The sequence below is a fragment of the Kitasatospora sp. NPDC048722 genome (assembly GCF_040650235.1).
Lineage (GTDB): Bacteria > Actinomycetota > Actinomycetes > Streptomycetales > Streptomycetaceae > Kitasatospora.
On sequence record NZ_JBEZGX010000007.1, the window covers coordinates 1 to 16,363 of the forward strand.

At 71.9% G+C, this 16,363-nt stretch carries 12 protein-coding genes; 9 read left to right on the plus strand and 3 right to left on the minus strand.

Going from position 1 to position 16,363, the window contains the following annotated elements; all coding sequences use genetic code 11:
• Positions 1-134: 134 nt before the first annotated feature.
• A complete protein-coding gene (aceE, locus tag AB0C76_RS07715; protein WP_359961230.1) occupies positions 135-2,885 on the minus strand; it encodes a pyruvate dehydrogenase (acetyl-transferring), homodimeric type in 2,751 nt (916 codons plus the stop codon).
• 516 nt (positions 2,886-3,401) lie between these two features.
• Between aceE and AB0C76_RS07720 the strand changes: the two genes are divergently transcribed.
• The 5 genes from AB0C76_RS07720 (at position 3,402) to AB0C76_RS07740 (ending at position 7,402) form a co-directional block, all read left to right on the plus strand.
• Positions 3,402-3,842 (plus strand): DUF3052 domain-containing protein, encoded by a 441-nt coding sequence (locus AB0C76_RS07720; RefSeq protein WP_359961233.1) that lies wholly within the window; start codon positions 3,402-3,404, stop codon positions 3,840-3,842.
• 265 nt (positions 3,843-4,107) lie between these two features.
• Positions 4,108-4,566, plus strand: coding sequence for a peroxiredoxin (locus AB0C76_RS07725; protein WP_359961236.1), 459 nt, complete (start codon positions 4,108-4,110; stop codon positions 4,564-4,566).
• A 167-nt stretch (positions 4,567-4,733) separates the two neighbouring features.
• A complete protein-coding gene (locus AB0C76_RS07730) occupies positions 4,734-5,309 on the plus strand; it encodes a TerD family protein (RefSeq protein ID WP_359961239.1) in 576 nt (191 codons plus the stop codon).
• 239 nt (positions 5,310-5,548) lie between these two features.
• On the plus strand, positions 5,549-6,127 hold the full coding sequence (locus AB0C76_RS07735; RefSeq protein ID WP_359961242.1) for a TerD family protein: 579 nt from the start codon (positions 5,549-5,551) through the stop codon (positions 6,125-6,127).
• Between the two features lie 174 nt (positions 6,128-6,301).
• On the plus strand, positions 6,302-7,402 hold the full coding sequence (locus AB0C76_RS07740) for a DUF475 domain-containing protein (RefSeq protein WP_359961244.1): 1,101 nt from the start codon (positions 6,302-6,304) through the stop codon (positions 7,400-7,402).
• Between the two features lie 83 nt (positions 7,403-7,485).
• On the opposite strand, the gene AB0C76_RS07745 is transcribed toward AB0C76_RS07740, so the two are convergent.
• Positions 7,486-8,691, minus strand: coding sequence for a DUF2637 domain-containing protein (locus AB0C76_RS07745; RefSeq protein ID WP_359961247.1), 1,206 nt, complete (start codon positions 8,689-8,691; stop codon positions 7,486-7,488).
• Positions 8,692-9,011: 320 nt separating this feature from the next.
• Here AB0C76_RS07745 and AB0C76_RS07750 point away from each other — a divergent pair, with 320 nt between their 5' ends.
• Positions 9,012-9,812: a Tellurium resistance gene (locus AB0C76_RS07750; protein ID WP_359961250.1), complete on the plus strand. Its 801-nt coding sequence runs from the start codon at positions 9,012-9,014 to the stop codon at positions 9,810-9,812.
• A gap of 228 nt (positions 9,813-10,040) precedes the next feature.
• On the opposite strand, the gene AB0C76_RS07755 is transcribed toward AB0C76_RS07750, so the two are convergent.
• Positions 10,041-11,225: a TerD family protein gene (locus AB0C76_RS07755; RefSeq protein WP_359961253.1), complete on the minus strand. Its 1,185-nt coding sequence runs from the start codon at positions 11,223-11,225 to the stop codon at positions 10,041-10,043.
• A gap of 393 nt (positions 11,226-11,618) precedes the next feature.
• Here AB0C76_RS07755 and AB0C76_RS07760 point away from each other — a divergent pair, with 393 nt between their 5' ends.
• The 3 genes from AB0C76_RS07760 to AB0C76_RS07770 are packed head-to-tail and all read left to right on the plus strand — an operon-like array spanning position 11,619 to position 16,361.
• Positions 11,619-12,812 carry an HpcH/HpaI aldolase/citrate lyase family protein gene (locus AB0C76_RS07760; RefSeq protein ID WP_359961256.1) on the plus strand — a complete coding sequence of 398 codons (1,194 nt, stop codon included), beginning with the start codon at positions 11,619-11,621 and terminating at the stop codon, positions 12,810-12,812.
• 55 nt (positions 12,813-12,867) lie between these two features.
• Positions 12,868-15,522: a phosphoribosyltransferase domain-containing protein gene (locus tag AB0C76_RS07765; RefSeq protein WP_359961259.1), complete on the plus strand. Its 2,655-nt coding sequence runs from the start codon at positions 12,868-12,870 to the stop codon at positions 15,520-15,522.
• On the plus strand, positions 15,522-16,361 hold the full coding sequence (locus AB0C76_RS07770) for an HAD family hydrolase (protein ID WP_359961262.1): 840 nt from the start codon (positions 15,522-15,524) through the stop codon (positions 16,359-16,361). Before AB0C76_RS07765 ends, AB0C76_RS07770 begins: the two co-directional genes overlap by 1 nt.
• Positions 16,362-16,363: the final 2 nt, after the last annotated feature.

The following is a 16,363-nucleotide window of genomic DNA, read 5'->3' on the forward strand; positions in this document are numbered from 1 at the left end:
AAACGCTCGGCTGGGAAACCCCAGCCGAGCGCCTGCATAAACTCATCGCGGCCTAACCAACCGACCACGTGTTGCGACGACCGCTAGAAACCGCCCCTCGGGAGATCCGGCCCTTCGGCGCTCGGTGCGGGCTGTCAGGCGTCGCCGCCGGCGGCACCCGGGTCGGCCGCGGTCACGTCGAGCAGCTGGTAGCGGTCGACCGCCTCCTTCAGCGCGCTGCGGTCGATCTTGCCCTGCTTGGCGAGCTCGGTGAGCACCGCCAGGACGACCGACTGCGCGTCGATGTGGAAGAAGCGGCGGGCGGCGCCACGGGTGTCGGCGAAGCCGAAGCCGTCGGCACCCAGCGACTGCCACTGACCCGGCACCCAGCGCGAGATCTGGTCCGGCACCGCGCGCATCCAGTCGGACACGGCGACGAACGGACCCTCGGAGCCCTGGAGCTTCTGGGTGACGTACGGGACGCGCTGCTGCTCCTCGGGGTGCAGCAGGTTGAACTCCTCGGCCTCCACCGCGTCGCGGCGCAGCTCGTTCCAGGAGGTCGCGGACCAGACGTCGGCCTTGACGTTCCACTCCTCGGCGAGGATGCGCTGGGCCTCCAGGGCCCACGGCACCGCCACGCCGGAGGCGAGGATCTGGGCCGGGATCTGGCCGGCGGTGGCCGGCGCGTACTTGTGCAGACCCTTGAGGATGCCCTCGACGTCCACGTTCTCGGGCTCGGCCGGCATCTTGATCGGCTCGTTGTAGACGGTGAGGTAGTAGAAGACGTCCTCGCCGTGCGGGTGCTCGGCACTGGTGCCGTACATCCGGCGCAGACCGTCCTGGACGATGTGCGCGATCTCGAAGCCGTACGCCGGGTCGTACGCGACGACGCCCGGGTTGGTGGAGGCCAGCAGGTGCGAGTGGCCGTCGGCGTGCTGCAGGCCCTCGCCGGTGAGCGTGGTGCGGCCGGCGGTGGCGCCGATCACGAAGCCGCGGGCCAGCTGGTCGGCCATCTGCCAGAACTGGTCACCGGTGCGCTGGAACCCGAACATCGAGTAGAAGACGTACACCGGGATCAGCGGCTCGCCGTGGGTGGCGTAGGACGAGCCGGCGGCGATCAGCGAGGCGGTGCAGCCGGCCTCGGAGATGCCGTCGTGCAGCATCTGGCCGGTCGGCGACTCCTTGTAGGCGAGGAGCAGGTCGCGGTCGACCGACTCGTACGTCTGGCCGAGCGGGTTGTAGATCTTCGCCGACGGGAAGAGCGAGTCCATGCCGAAGGTGCGGTACTCGTCGGGCGCGATCGGCACGAAGCGGTTGCCGATGCCCTTGTCCCGCATGAGGTCCTTGAGCACCCGCACGAACGCCATGGTGGTGGCGATGGTCTGGTTGCCGGACCCCTTCTTGACCGCCTTGTAGGCGTCGTCGCCGGGCAGCTCCAGCTGGCGCGGGCGCACCTTGCGGGTGGGCACGTAGCCGCCGAGCTCCTGGCGGCGGTCGTGCATGTACTGGATCTCTTCCGAGTTGCGGCCCGGGTGGTAGTAGGGCGGGTAGCCCTCGTCGAGCTGCTTGTCGGTGATCGGCAGGTGCAGCCGGTCGCGGAAGCGCTTCAGGTCCTCGACCGTCAGCTTCTTCATCTGGTGGGTGGCGTTGCGGCCCTCGAAGTTGGGGCCCAGCGTCCAGCCCTTGACCGTCTGGGCCAGGATGACCGTCGGCTGGCCCTTGTGCTCGCGGGCCGCCTTGAACGCCGCGTAGATCTTCTTGTGGTCGTGGCCGCCGCGACCCAGGTGCTGGATCTGCTGGTCGGTCATGCTCTCGACCATCTTGCGCAGGCGCAGGTCGGAGCCGAAGAAGTGCTCGCGGATGTACTGGCCGGTCTCGGTGGCGTAGGTCTGGAACTGGCCGTCCACCGTGGTGTTCAGCTTGTTGACCAGGACGCCGTCGCGGTCCTGCGCGAGCAGCGGGTCCCAGCTGCGGTCCCAGACCAGCTTGATCACGTTCCAGCCGGCGCCCCGGAACTGGGACTCCAGCTCCTGGATGATCTTGCCGTTGCCGCGGACCGGGCCGTCCAGGCGCTGCAGGTTGCAGTTGACGACGAAGGTCAGGTTGTCCAGGCCCTCGCGCGCGGCCAGGGACAGCTGGCCCAGCGACTCGGGCTCGTCCATCTCGCCGTCGCCGAGGAAGGCGTACACCTGCGAGTCGGAGGTGTCCTTGATGCCGCGGTGCTCCAGGTAGCGGTTCATCCGGGCCTGGTAGATCGCGCCGAGGGGGCCGAGGCCCATCGAGACGGTCGGGAACTCCCAGAAGTCCGGCATCAGCCGCGGGTGCGGGTAGCTGGACAGGCCGTACGGGGCCTTCGACTTCTCCTGGCGGAACGCGTCGAGCTGCTGCTCGGTGAGCCGGTCCAGGAGGAAGGCGCGGGCGTAGATGCCGGGGGAGGCGTGGCCCTGGAAGAAGATCTGGTCGCCGGACTCGCCCTCGGCGTCCTTGCCACGGAAGAAGTAGTTGAAGCCGACGTCGTAGAGCGACGCGGAGGAGGCGAAGGTGGCGATGTGGCCGCCCACGCCGATGCCGGGACGCTGGGCACGGGAGACCATGACGGCCGCGTTCCAGCGGGTCGCGTTCAGGATCTTGCGCTCGATCTCCTCGTTGCCGGGGAAGAACGGCTCGTCCTTGGTCGCGATGGTGTTGACGTAGTCCGTGCTGCGCATCTCGGGCACGGCGACACGCTTCTCGCGGGCGCGCTCGATCAGGCGGAGCATCAGGTAACGGGCACGCTCGCGCCCCCGCTCGTCGATGGCCGCGTCAAGCGACTCCAGCCATTCCGCGGTCTCCTCGGGATCGAAGTCCGGGACCTGACTCGGAAGGCCGCCAATGATGATCGGGTTGCGATCGGATCCGGAAGCCACGCTGTTCCTTCACTGTCGGTCGAAACTGAGGTGTGTCGCGCCGCCTCCATCGTGCTACCGCGCTCGGAGATCCGTCATCTCTACCGATCGGTAACCGTTCCGCCTGGTGGGCGGGACGGTCTGGCGGTGAGCGGAACAGGCGTCTTCGCCTGCGTCGCGCACCCCCGGGTGTTACGAACAGAGGTGGTCCGACCTGGTTTCCCGTCCGCCCGATGGCGGGCGGCCGGGGTGAGGGCCAACAGGAGACTCTACGCCCGCGCACGCGCGGACCCGAATGCCGTTCGCATCTCGGGCATGCGTACGGCCTGTGGGCCGGGACCACCCGAAGCATCCTTGTCCCATGCAGAGAAGGGCAAATCGGTGTGATTCCCGACACCTCGACCGGCGTGTCCCGCTGCGACACGTCAACCTTTGGAGGGGATCGGGGGTCGGGTACTTGCGCGAACCGCCGCGCCCGTGTGGACTACGGCCACAGCCTCGGCATGGACGCCGAGCCGAATACTGGAGGTTATTCCCGTGAGCGCGACCGCGGACCCCGCGGACAAGTCCAACCCGGCGGCCCGTCTCAACTTCGAGGAGGGCCAGATCGTTCAGGAGCTGGGGTACGACGAAGACACTGACCAGGATCTCCGCGAGGGCATCGAGGAGATCACCGGGACGGATCTCGTCGACGAGGACTACGACGACGTCGCCGACGCCGTCCTGCTGTGGCACCGCGACGACGACGGGGACCTCACCGACGCCCTCGTCGACGCCCTGGAGTACCTGGCCGAGGGCGGCCTCATCTGGCTGCTGACGCCCAAGACCGGCCGCGACGGCCACATCGAGGCCTCGGACATCGCCGACGCGGCCAAGACCGCCGGCCTGTCGCAGACCAGCTCCATCGCCGTCGCCAAGGACTGGGCGGCCACCCGCCTGGCGACCAAGTCCGCCCCGAAGGCGGGCGGCAAGCGCTGACCGCGCACCGAGCCCCGGGTCGCTGAAGAGCCCCGGCCGGGCCCCGCCGGAACTCCCTCCGGCGGGGCCCGGCCGTTTTCCGCCGGTCGCCTCGTCCGCCGCTCCGGCCGGACGCCGCGCCGGGGGAGGCGTTCGCCCAGGGCGAAAGCCTTCGGCCGTCCGGCGGCCCGCCCTCACCCGTCCGGCCGAACGCACCCGAACGGATGCGAGGATGTTGGCTCGCCGCGCCCGCCGGGCGGCGCCCGCCCGTCAGAAAGGTCCCACCATGGCCGTCGAGGTCGGCACCGGGGCTCCGGACTTCGAGCTCAGGACCCAGCACGGCGAGCTGGTCAGGCTCTCGGACTTCCGGGGCGCCAAGGCCGTCGTCCTGGTCTTCTACCCGTTCGCCTTCACCGGGGTGTGCACCGGCGAGCTCGGCGCGATCCAGAAGGAGCTGCCGCGACTGCAGAACGACGCCGTCCAGGTGCTCGGGATCTCCGTCGACTCGCAGTTCTCCCAGCGCGTCTTCGCCGACCGGGAGGGCCTGGACTTCCCGCTGCTCGCCGACTTCTGGCCGCACGGCGAGGTCGCCCGCGCCTACGGCGTGTTCGACGAGGAGAAGGGCTGCGCCCTGCGCGGCACGTTCGTGATCGACAGCACCGGAACCGTCCGCTGGAGCGTCGTGAACGGCCTCCCGGACGCCCGGGACGAGCAGGAGTACCTGCGCGTCCTCGCCTCGCTCTGACGGGCGCGGTCCGGGTCCTCCACGGGTGCGTCGTGGGCCGGCGGGGGAACTTGGAACTACGCTCGGTCCGTTGATCGGGTGGGGCGCGGAGGCCGCCAGGCCGGCTCGTGCCCCGCACCGCACCACCGGGGGCGCGCCGCGCGTGCCTCCCGATTCTTGGAGGACACGTGGGAGTCAGCCTCAGCAAGGGCGGCAACGTCTCGCTCACCAAGGAGGCCCCCGGCCTCACGGCCGTCGTCGTCGGCCTGGGCTGGGACGTCCGGACCACCACCGGCACGGACTTCGACCTGGACGCCAGTGCGCTGCTCTGCAACGACCTCGGCAAGGTGGCCAGCGACGGCAACTTCGTCTTCTTCAACAACCTGCGCAGCCCGGACGGCTCGGTCGAGCACACCGGCGACAACCGCACGGGCGAGGGCGAGGGTGACGACGAGGCGATCAAGGTCAACCTGAGCACCGTTCCGGCCGACGTCCAGAAGATCGTCTTCCCGGTCTCGATCTACGACGCCGAGGCCCGCTCGCAGAGCTTCGGCCAGGTGCGCAACGCGTTCATCCGGGTCGTCAACCAGGCCGACAACAAGGAGCTCGCCCGCTACGACCTCTCCGAGGACGCCTCGACCGAGACCGCGATGGTCTTCGGCGAGCTGTACCGGGCCGGCGGCGAGTGGAAGTTCCGCGCCATCGGCCAGGGTTACGCCTCCGGCCTGCGCGGCATCGCCCAGGACTTCGGCGTCAACGTCTGATCCACCGTTCGTCCGACGGGGCGTGCGGCGCTCCGACACCGCGTCACCCGGCCGGGGCGGCCGTGGGACCCGATGGTCCCGCGACCGCCCCGGCTTCGTGCTGCACCCGGGCGCTGCGAGGATGTGAGTTCAGGAAGTTCAGGCGGCTCGAGGGGGCCGGCCGGGGCCTAGGGCGACTAAACCTGGAACGTCGCGCCGAACAACGCGCCCCGGGACAAGGCAAGGGAGGAAGAACAGCCATGGTCGTCACGCTCGCCAAGGGCGGGAACGTCTCGCTCAGCAAGGCCGCGCCCAATCTGACGCAGGTGCAGATCGGACTCGGCTGGTCCGCCCGCTCCACCACCGGCGCACCGTTCGACCTGGACGCGAGCGCGCTGATCTGCGGCGGGGGCCGGGTGCTGGGGGACGAGTACTTCGTCTTCTACAACAACCTCAGGAGCCCGGAGGGTTCCGTCGAGCACCAGGGTGACAACCTCACCGGCGGCGACGACTCCGGCGACGACGAGGTGGTCCTCGTCAACCTGGAGCTGGTCCCGGCCCAGGCCGACAGGGTCGTCTTCGCGGTCTCGATCTACGAGGCCGAGGCGCGGCTGCAGAACTTCGGCCAGGTGCGCAACGCGTTCATCCGGGTCGCCGACTCGGTGGACGGCCGGGAGATCGCCCGCTACGACCTCTCCGAGGACGCGTCCAGCGAGACCGCGATGATCTTCGGCGAGCTGTACCGGTACGCGGGCGAGTGGAAGTTCCGCGCGGTGGGCCAGGGGTACGCCTCCGGCCTGCGCGGCATCGCCCTCGACTTCGGCGTCAACGTCCAGTAGGGGGTCGGCGGCAGCGGAAGACGGACCAAGCGCATCCATTCCATGATCACGAAACCGTCATGACGACGGAGGGCAGTGCGGAGGTGACCTGACCGGGCGGCGCCCGGTCGGGGCGTCTCGGGACGAGGCCGCACCTGGGCACGCCCGAAACATCCCGAAAGGTAACCAAGTCCCGTGTTCCTCCGCACTTTCGGCTGGTCGTTCGCGATCACCGCCGTCGGCCTGGCCGCGGCCGGTCTCTTCTGGGGGGCCGAGGGGTTCGGCATCGTGCTGATCCTCTCGATCCTGGAGATCTCCCTGTCGTTCGACAACGCGGTGGTCAACGCCACCGTGTTGAAGCGGATGAACCCGTACTGGCAGAAGATCTTCCTGACCGTCGGCGTCCTGATCGCCGTCTTCGGCATGCGCCTGGTCTTCCCGCTGCTGGTCGTCGGCCTCACCGCGAAGCTCAACCCCGCGACGGTCATCGACCTCGCGCTGCACTCCGACAAGACGCACGACGGCCTCACCTACGGCCAGTACCTGGAGGCGGCCAACCCGGCGATCGCGGCCTTCGGCGGCGTCTTCCTGCTCATGATCTTCCTGGACTTCGTGTTCGAGGAGAAGGAGCACAACTGGCTGTCCTGGATCGAGCGTCCGCTGGAGAAGGTCGGCAAGCTGGACGCCCTGTCCTCGGTCGTCGCGCTGGTCGCGCTCGTGCTCTCGGCCCGCTTCTTCGCGGCCGAGCACGCCGAGACCGTCCTGCTCGCCGGCGTCCTCGGCCTCATCACCTACCTCGTGGTCGGCGGGCTCTCGTCGATCTTCGAGTCGGGTCTGGAGGCCGAGGCCGAGCGCGAGGAGGAGGACCAGAAGGCCGGCAAGTCGCTGGTCCAGGTGGGCGGCAAGGCCGCGTTCTTCCTCTTCCTCTACCTGGAGGTCCTGGACGCCTCGTTCTCCTTCGACGGCGTGGTCGGCGCGTTCGCCATCTCCAGCGACATCTTCATGATCACGCTGGGCCTCGGCATCGGCGCGATGTACATCCGCTCGCTGACCGTCTTCCTGGTCCGCAAGGGCACCCTGGACGACTACGTCTACCTGGAGCACGGCGCGCACTACGCGATCGGCGCGCTCGCCGGCATCCTGCTGGTCGGCATCAGGTTCCACATCCCGGAGATCGTCACCGGCCTGATCGGCGTGGCCTTCATCGGGCTCGCGCTCGGCTCGTCGATCCTGCGCAACCGGCGCGAGGGCGACGGTGTGGGTGAGGAGAACGAGCTGGTGGGCGCGGGCAAGTAGCCCGTCCGCTCCGCCCGTCGTACGCGAAACGGCCGCCTCCCGGGAATCCGGGGGCGGCCGTTTCGCGTGGCGTGCGCGGGTGCTCAGCCCAGCTGCTGCTCGATGGCGCGCAGCTTGCGCTCCAGGGAGTCGAGCTTCGGCATCGACAGCGTGTCGTCGTCGGCCGTGAGGTCGATCGCCGAGCTGCGGCGGGCGGAGCCCGACGCGTCGAGGGCGGACGACGAGGAGGACGAGGACGAGTACGCGGAGGAGGACGAGGAGGACGAGTAGGCCGAGGACGACGACGAGTAGGTCGTCGGCGACGAGTAGGAGGACGAGCCGACGGCGGCACGCGGAGTGCGGCCGGAGTCCAGCACGCTGCGCGGGGCGGGCTCGAACAGGGAGCCCGTGGAGGCGGGGGAGGCGGTGTCCGATTCGGCGGCTAGGGCAGGCTCCGTAGCGGTCGGGCCGTCGCCGGCCGCCGTGAGCGCGGGCAGGTTGCGGCCGCCGCGGGTCCGCGACAGCACGCCGCCCTGGCGCCGGGAGAGCGCCTTCAGCTCGGCCCGCTCGCGGCGGTCGGCGGTGCGGGCGCGCACCTTGGCGTCCTGCTTCGCCTGGCGCTCCTCGCGCACCTCCTCGACCGCCTCGTCCAGGCTGCGGACGTTCTCCAGCAGCATCAGGGACCACGCCGCGTACGTCTCGCGCGGGGCGCGCAGCCAGCGGACGATCCGGATCTGCGGCAGCGGGCGCGGCACCAGGCCCTGCTCGCGCAGCGCGGCCTTGCGGGTCTGCTTCAGCGCCCGGTCGAACAGGATGGCCGCCGAGATCGACATGCCGGAGAAGAACTGCGGGGCCCCGGCGTGACCGAGGCCGCGCGGCGCGTGCACCCAGTTGAACCAGGCCGAGGCGATCGCGAAGACCCAGACCAGCAGGCGCGAGCCGAGCGCCGCGTCACCGTGGCTGGCCTCGCGGACGGCGAGCACCGAGCAGAACATCGCGGCGCCGTCCAGACCGAACGGGACGAGGTACTCCCAGCCGTTCGACAGGCCCAGGTTCTCCTTGCCGAAGCCCACCAGCCCGTGGAAGGACAGCGCGGCCGCGACGCCGGCGCAGCAGAACAGCAGCGTGTAGGAGGAGATCCCGTAGATCATCTCCTTGCGGCGGCGCCGCTCCTCGCTGCGCTCCCAGGAGTCGCCGGACTCGTCCTTCTTCGCGTTCTTGAATCGCAGCGTCGCCATGAGGACGGCGACGAACAGCAGGGCTGCGCCGCCGACGACGGTCCAGACCAGCTGTATGGAGGTCAGGTTCATTGCGGGTCGGGCCTCGGGTTTCCGCAGGGGACAGTTTCACGGGGCGAGCGGTGGCGAGTCGCACGGGCGGTCAGGTCAGGTCGTACGAACCGGGCCTGACGTGCCGTCCGTCTCGTTCGTCGCCGCACGGTGTGCCCACCGCGCCCGCGCAGGGGCGGACGGGACACCTGTGCGGCTAGACGATATCGCGTCCGAAGGGGCGGCATGTTACGGGAGGGCGGCTTCCTCCCGCCAATCGGCCCTTCCGCGGACTTCGGTGAACGCGGGGCGGCCGGATCGGGTAGGGGGGAAGGAGGTCGGGGTATCCGACGGCCGGGCCGATGCCCGATCATGGAGCGGCGCACCGTCAGATCGCCTGGCGGGAGCAGGGGGAGGACTGGATGGTCTCGATCTGGGAGTACCTGCGCGGCGACCGGAGCTACACCTTCGACAACCCGGGCGGCCAGCACAAGGTCACCCTCACCAAGTCGGCCCCGCAGCACGCGATCACCGGCGCCGCGGCCACCACCGGCTACCTCTACGTCAACCTGCACTGGACCATGCGCTCCAGTGCCGGCCGCCCCAGCGGGAGGGAGACGCTCAAGCGCTTCTTCAGCCCGCGCATCTTCAGCCCGGTGGAGCCGGCGTCCCAGGCGAACGAACAGGTCAACGTCGACCTCGACCTGGCGTGCATGTACGAACTCACCGACGGCACCCGGGGCGTGGTGCAGCCGCTCGGCAACTTCTTCGGCGACCTGCAGGACCCGCCGTACATCAAGCTCAGCGGCGACGACCAGTACGGGGCGCCGTCGGGCGAGACGATGTACGTGAACCTGGAGAAGAAGGACAAGTTCAAGCGGCTGCTCATCTTCGTCTACATCTACGACGGCACCCCGGCGTTCGAGCAGTCGCACGCGGTGGTGACGATCGTGCCGCAGACCGGGCCGCGGATCGAGATCAAGCTGGAGGAGCGGGCTCGGGCGGCGCGGTCCTGCGCGGTGGTGCTGATCGAGAACGCGGGGGACAACCAGCTGACGGTGCGCCGCGAGGTGCGGTACGTCAACGGGTTCCAGGCGGACATCGACCGGCTGTACGGGTTCGGGATGCAGTGGCAGCGCGGGTACAAGAACCAGGGCGACTGAGCGACTGAGCGACTGGGCGACTGGGCGGCGGTGGCGACTTGGTGGTGGGGTGGTGGGGCGCCTGCGCGGCGGTGGCGACTTGGTGGTGGGGTGGTGGGGCGCCTGCGCGGCGAGGGCGACTGCGCGGTGGCGCGGCGGGTCCACTGACGTGAGGGACCCCGCCGCCGGGCGATTCCGGGCTCGGCGGGGTCCGCTCGGGGGCTTCGTGCCACCGCTGTGCGGGTTCGCTCAGCGGGGCTGGAACTGCGGGCCCTGCGGGGGCAGCGCGAACTCCTCGGCCTGGGGCTGGTTCTGGGTCGTCGGCGCGGCCGGCGGCTGGGGCGGCCCGGCCTGCTGCGGGTAGCCGTAGCCGCCGGGGTGCTGCTGATGCGGGACCGGGGCCTGCTGGGGGTAGCCGTACCCGGTGCCGGGCTGGGGCGGCGGGTAGCCGTAGCCCTGGGCGGGCTGCTGCTGGGAGGCGTGTCCGGGCGGCGGAGGGTAGCCGTATCCCGTGCCGGGCTGCGGGGGCGGCGGGTAGCCGTACCCGGTGCCGGGCTGGGGGGCGGGATGCGCGGGTGGCATCGGCGGGGGTGTGTTGGGCGCCGGCGAGCCGGGCGGCGGAGTCATCGTGGGTGGGGTCGCCGGCGGCGGGGGCGCGGCGGGACCGGCCGTCGGTGCCGTGGCGGGCGGGGGCGGGGTGGCCGCGGCGGCGGATGCCGGGACGGCCGGGGCCAGCGTGAAGGTGCCGGGCTCGGGCCGGGCGGGCGCCGGGCCGGACGTCGGCAGCGGGGTGCTGCGCGGGTCGACGGCGTGGCCGGGGGCCTGGCCGGCGGTGGGAGCCGGGGCGGTCTGTGCGGCGGCGGCCTGTTGGACGGCCTGCTCGGCCTCGTCCTCGACGGTGATGCCGAAGTCGGTCGCCAGCCCGATCAGCCCGGCACTGTAGCCCTGGCCGACCGCCCGGAACTTCCAGGTGCCCGAGCGCCGGTACAGCTCGCCCACGACCAGCGCGGTGACGCTGTCGGCGTCGGTGATCGCGAACTCGGCGATCGGGGGCCCGCTCTCGCCGGCCGAGGCGTCGAAGAGCAGCACGCGCAGCCCGGTCACCATGCCGAAGGCGCCGCCCTCGGAGGAGCCCGCCAGCACCACCCGGTCGACGTCGGCCGTCAGCTTGGCCAGTTCGACCTCGATGGTGTCGGTGATCTCGGTGCCGTCCGGGGTCCGCTGCTTGGGCAGGTGGCGCACCAGGCCGGAGGGGTGCCGCGGCTGGTTGTAGAAGACGAAGTCGGCATCCGAACGGACCTTGCCTTCGGTGCCGAGCAGCAGCGCGGACGCGTCCACGTCCGGCGCACCGGGCGTGGCGCTCCAGCGCAGCACGGCGCGGACCGCCGCCGCCGGCAGTGCGATGTTGGCGCCCTTGGCCATCACGTGCGTCATAGCGGACCATCCTGCCTGTTCGCCACCCCTTCGGACAACGTGACCGAAGCCGCCGGGATCGCATCGGATTTTGCCAAGGCTTGCGTTTGGCACTCCGCTCCCCGGTGTGACCTGGGCCGGGTCAAGTGGACGATAGCCTTCCGGTGGCCGTGCGGAGCAGGGTGCGGGACCGGTCGTCTTCGGCCGGAAGTCGCCCCCCGGCGTGCGGTGCGTCCGCCGGCCGGGTGCACCGCACGCCACGGACGGGACGGTAACGGCGGTGCACACGGGCGGATGATCGGGAACCACCGCGACGGGCGGACCGGTTAACTCTCGTGTCGTCCCGCGCCGCCGCGCGCCGCTTCGCACCCCGGAAACGTGCCGGCGGGCGTCGAAACCTCTGAGGAGAGCACCTTGCGCCATTTCGGCCACCTCGCCGACGACGTACGCGGCCGGCTCTTCCTCGAACCGCCCCGGCCGTTCTCCCCCGACGGCGACCCGGCGCTGCTCGCCGCCGCTCTCGGCGGCACCCTCTACAGCCCCGCGACGCGGCCCGCCCTGGCCGCCGACATCCGCAAACAGGCTGCTCGGGGCGTGGTCTCGATGGTCCTCTGCCTGGAGGACGCCATCGCCGACCACGAGGTGGACGCGGGGGAATGCAACCTCGTCGAGCAGTTGGGCGACCTGGTCAGGGATTTCACCGACTGGGCACAGTTTCATCCCCTGCTCTTCATCAGAGTTCGCACCCCCTCGCAGATCGTCGATCTCACCCGGCGGCTCGGCGCCGCCGTCGGACTGCTCAGCGGCTTCGTCCTGCCCAAGTTCACCGAGCACGCCGGCGGCGCGTACCTGGCCGCGCTCGCCGAGGCCGAGCGCTCGTGCGGGAGGCGGCTGTTCGCGATGCCCGTCCTGGAGTCGCCCGAACTGGCCCACCTGGAGACCCGGCGCACCCAGCTGTTCGGCATCGCCCGGCTGCTCGCCGAGCACCGCGACCGCGTGCTCGCCGTCCGCCTCGGCGTCACCGACCTCTGCTCCGCGTACGGCCTGCGGCGCTCGCCCGACCTCACCGCGTACGACGTCGCGCTGGTGGCCGGGGTGATCGGCGACGTCGTCAACGTCCTCGGGCGGGCGGACGGCACCGGGCACACCATCACGGGCCCGGTCTGGGAGTACTTCCCGCACCAGGAACGGATGTTCCGCCCGCAGTTGCGGCGCACCCCGTTCACGTCCGGCCCGCGCCAGGCGTCCGGTGCGGGCGAGGGGGTCCGGCGGCGGATCATCGAGCACGACCTGGACGGGCTGATCCGGGAGATCCAACTCGACCGCGCCAACGGACTGTTGGGCAAGACCTGCATCCACCCCAGCCACGTGCCCGCGGTGCACGCGCTCTCCGTCGTCACGCACGAGGAGTACTGCGACGCCCAGGACGTCCTCCGGCAGGAGCGCGGCGGCGGCGGGGTGCTGCGTTCGGCCTACACCAACAAGATGAACGAGGCCCGGCCGCACCGGGCCTGGGCGGAGCGGGTGCTGCTGCGCGCCGAGGTGTTCGGCGTGGCGCGGGAGGACGTGGGCTTCGCGGAGTTGCTGGTGAGCACCTTGGACGGGTGAGCACCTCGTGGACTTGCGAAGAACGTACCGTCGTACCAGTGGAAGCAGGACCGCAGTGACAGCACAGCGAACGTGGACCGGCCGTTGGGTCGCCGAGCGGGCCGGGGTCGGCCTGGTCGGCTCCGACCGCCTCACCGACCTCGTCGGCCTCGCCCTCCGCGAGAACCGCAAACGCGCCCACCTGCTGGTCTCCACCGTGCTCGGCAAGCACGTGCCGCAGCGCCCCTCCGTCGTCCACGGCGCCGGGCTCGACCTCGGCCTGCGGGTCCGCGCGCTGCTCGGCGCCGAGGCCGCCGCGCGCGCCGTCGTCCTCGGGTACGCGGAGACCGCGACGGCGCTCGGCCACAGCGTCGCCGACGGTCTCGACGCGCCCTACCTCCACTCCACCCGGCGTCCCGTGCCCGGCGTGCGGCCGCTCGGCGGCTTCGCGGAGGAGCACTCGCACGCGACCGCGCACCTGCTGCTCCCGGCCGACCCCCGACTCCTCGCCGGTGACGGTCCGTTGGTGCTCGTCGACGACGAGCTCTCGACCGGCAGGACCGTCCTCAACACCATCCGCGAACTGCACGCGCGCCACCCGCGCCCCCACTACGTCCTCGTCGCCCTGGTCGACCTGCGCACCGAGGCAGACCGCCGCCGGCTCGCCGACTTCGCCGCCGAACTCGGGGTCCGCCTGGACCTGGTGGCCGCCGCCAGCGGCGCCGTCCGGCTGCCCGGGGACATCCTCGACCGCGCCGAACGCCTGAGGGCCGAGGTCGGTCCGGCCCCCGAACTCCCGTCCGCCGCCGCGCCCGCCCCGGTCGTCCGCGTCCCCCTCGACTGGCCGACCGCCCTCCCGGACGGCGGGCGGCACGGCTTCACCGCCGCGGACCGCGCCCGCCTCGACGCCGCCCTGCCCCGCCTGGCCGGACAGCTGGCCGACGCGCTCGGCGACGGTCTCGTCGGCGGACTCCCGGACCGGATCCTGGTGTTGGGCTTCGAGGAGCTGATGTACGCGCCGCTGCGGCTGGCGGGCGCTCTCGCCGAGCGGCTGGACGGTGAACGGCTGGTCGGTGACGGGCTGGTCGGTGAACGGCTGGTCGGTGACGGGCTGGTCGGTGAACGGCTGGTCGGTGACGGGCTGGTCGGTGAACGGCAGGGCGGTGGCAGGCTGGTCGGTGAACGGCAGGGCGGTGGCAGGCTGGTCGGTGAACGGCAGGGCGGTGGCAGGCTCGGCGGTGAACTGCTGGGAGGGGATCGTGTGTGGTACTCGACCACGACCCGCTCGCCCGTCCTGGCCGTCGACGACCCCGGCTACGCCATCCGCACCCGCCTCGCCTTCCCCGCCCACGACGACCCGCAGGACGACGCCTCGCGCGAGCGCTACGCCTACAACGTCGCCCCGGGCGCCGACCCCGACCGCCGCTTCGGCGCCGTCGTGCTGGTCGTCGACGACGTCGCCGACACGGCGGCGCTGGCCGAGGGCGAGCGCGCGCTGCTCACGCAGTTGCGGCAGGTCACCGATCGGGTGGTGCTCGCGGTGCTGCCCTCGTACCGACCGGAGGCTCCCGTGCATCCGTCACTCCCGTTCCCGCAGCCCTTGAGGGGGCCGGGGTTCTCCTCCTACCGCCCCGACGAGGTCGCCTGGCTGCTCAAGGACCTCTCCGCCGTCCCGCTCGAAGCCCCCACCGAGGAGCGCGAGGAGGCCGTCCAGCACGGCGGCGCCCACTACGCCGAGTCGCTCCCGGTCGAGTACCGGCCGTGCCCCGAGTACCAGGAGCTGTACCACCAGGCGCTGCGCGCCTCCGCCCGCCGCATGGCCGTCGCCGTCGGCACCGTCGCCGAGACGCTGCTGCGCGAGCGCGGCCGGGGCCTGGTGCTCGCGTCGCTGGCGCGGGCCGGGACGCCCGTCGGCATCCTGGTGCGCCGCTGGCTCGCCTTCGTGCACGGCCTCGACGTGCCGCACTACGCCGTCTCGATCGTCCGCGGCCGTGGCCTCGACCCCGTCGCCCTGCGCTACCTCGCGGCCCGGCACCACGCCCCCGACGTCGTGTTCGTCGACGGCTGGACGGGCAAGGGCGCGATCACCCGCGAACTCGCCGCCGCCCTGGCCGGCACCTCCTTCGACCCCGGCCTCGCCGTGCTCGCCGACCCCGGCCGCTGCGTGCGCACCTACGGCACCCGGGACGACTTCCTGATCCCCTCCGCCTGCCTCAACTCCACCGTGTCCGGCCTGGTCTCGCGCACCGTCCTGCGCGACGACCTGATCGGCCCGGACGACTTCCACGGCGCCAAGCACTACACCGAGCTGGCCGACGGGGACGTCTCCGCGGCCTTCCTCGACACCGTGGCCGGCCACTTCGCGGCCGTCCGGGACGAGGTCGCGCTCGCCACCGGCCGACTCGCCACCGACCCCGACCGCACCCCCGACTGGGCCGGCTGGGCCGCCGTCGAGCGGATCGCCGCGCAGTACGGCATCGGCAGCGTGAACCTCGTCAAGCCCGGCGTCGGCGAGACCACCCGGGTACTGCTGCGCCGCGTCCCCTGGCGGGTTCTCGCCCGGCGCGGCGCCGGCGCCGACCTCGACCACGTGCGGCTGCTCGCCGCGCAGCGCGGGGTACCGGTGGAGGAGGTCGACGACCTGCCGTACACGTGCGTCGGCCTCATCCACCCGCGCTACAGCCGAGGAGCAACCGGGACTTCCGGCACGGCCGTTGTGACGGAGTCCTGATGCGCGCCCGGCTCTCTCCGCTGGTCGTCAGCGACCTCGACCGCACCCTCGTCTACTCGAACCAGGCCCTCGCCCTGACCGCCCCCGACCGGCACGCCCCGCGGCTGCTGTCGGTCGAGGTGTACGAGGGCAGGGCGCACTCGTTCGTCACCGAGCGGGCCGCGGCGCTGCTCGCCGAACTCGCCCGGGAGGCCTGGTTCGTCCCGGCGACCACCCGCACGGTCGAGCAGTACGAACGGGTCAACCTGCCGGGCCCGGAGGCGGGGTGGGTCCCCGCGTACGCGATCTGCGCCAACGGCGGGCAACTGCTCGTCGACGGCGTGCCGGACGGCGACTGGCGGGCGGAGATCACCGCGCGGGTCGCCGCCGCCTCGGCGCCGCTCGCGGAGGTCGTCGACCGCCTGGCGCCGGGGGCCGACCAGGAGTGGGTCCACCGGCGGCGCGTCGCCGACGGGTCGTTCGTCTACTGCGTCGTCGAGCGGTCGCAGGTGCCGGCGGGCTGGCTCGACGACCTGGCCGGCTGGTGCGCCGAACGCGGCTGGGCCGTCTCGCTCCAGGGGCGCAAGGTGTACGCCGTCCCGGCCGGGCTGACGAAGAGCGCCGCCCTGGCCGAGGTGGTCCGGCGCACCGGCGCCGGCTCCGTCCTCGCCGCCGGGGACTCCCTGCTCGACACGGACCTGCTGCTCGCCGCCGACGCCGCCTGGCGCCCGGGGCACGGCGAACTCGCCGACCGCGGCTGGACGGCCCCCGGCGTCACCGCCCTGGCGGAGACGGGGGTGGCGGCGGGGGAGGAGATCGTCCGTCGGTTCCTGGCAGGGGTGCGGGGAGTGCGCTCCTAGGT

Bases quoted from the DNA above. Each gene is read 5' to 3' on its own strand.
- AB0C76_RS07725 (WP_359961236.1), top strand. From the start codon at position 4,108: ATGGCCGTCGAGGTCGGCACCGGGGCTCCGGACTTCGAGCTCAGGACC.
- AB0C76_RS07735 (WP_359961242.1), top strand. From the start codon at position 5,549: ATGGTCGTCACGCTCGCCAAGGGCGGGAACGTCTCGCTCAGCAAGGCC.
- AB0C76_RS07745 (WP_359961247.1), bottom strand. From the start codon at position 8,691: ATGAACCTGACCTCCATACAGCTGGTCTGGACCGTCGTCGGCGGCGCA.
- AB0C76_RS07750 (WP_359961250.1), top strand. From the start codon at position 9,012: ATGCCCGATCATGGAGCGGCGCACCGTCAGATCGCCTGGCGGGAGCAG.
- AB0C76_RS07755 (WP_359961253.1), bottom strand. From the start codon at position 11,225: ATGACGCACGTGATGGCCAAGGGCGCCAACATCGCACTGCCGGCGGCG.
- AB0C76_RS07770 (WP_359961262.1), top strand. From the start codon at position 15,522: ATGCGCGCCCGGCTCTCTCCGCTGGTCGTCAGCGACCTCGACCGCACC.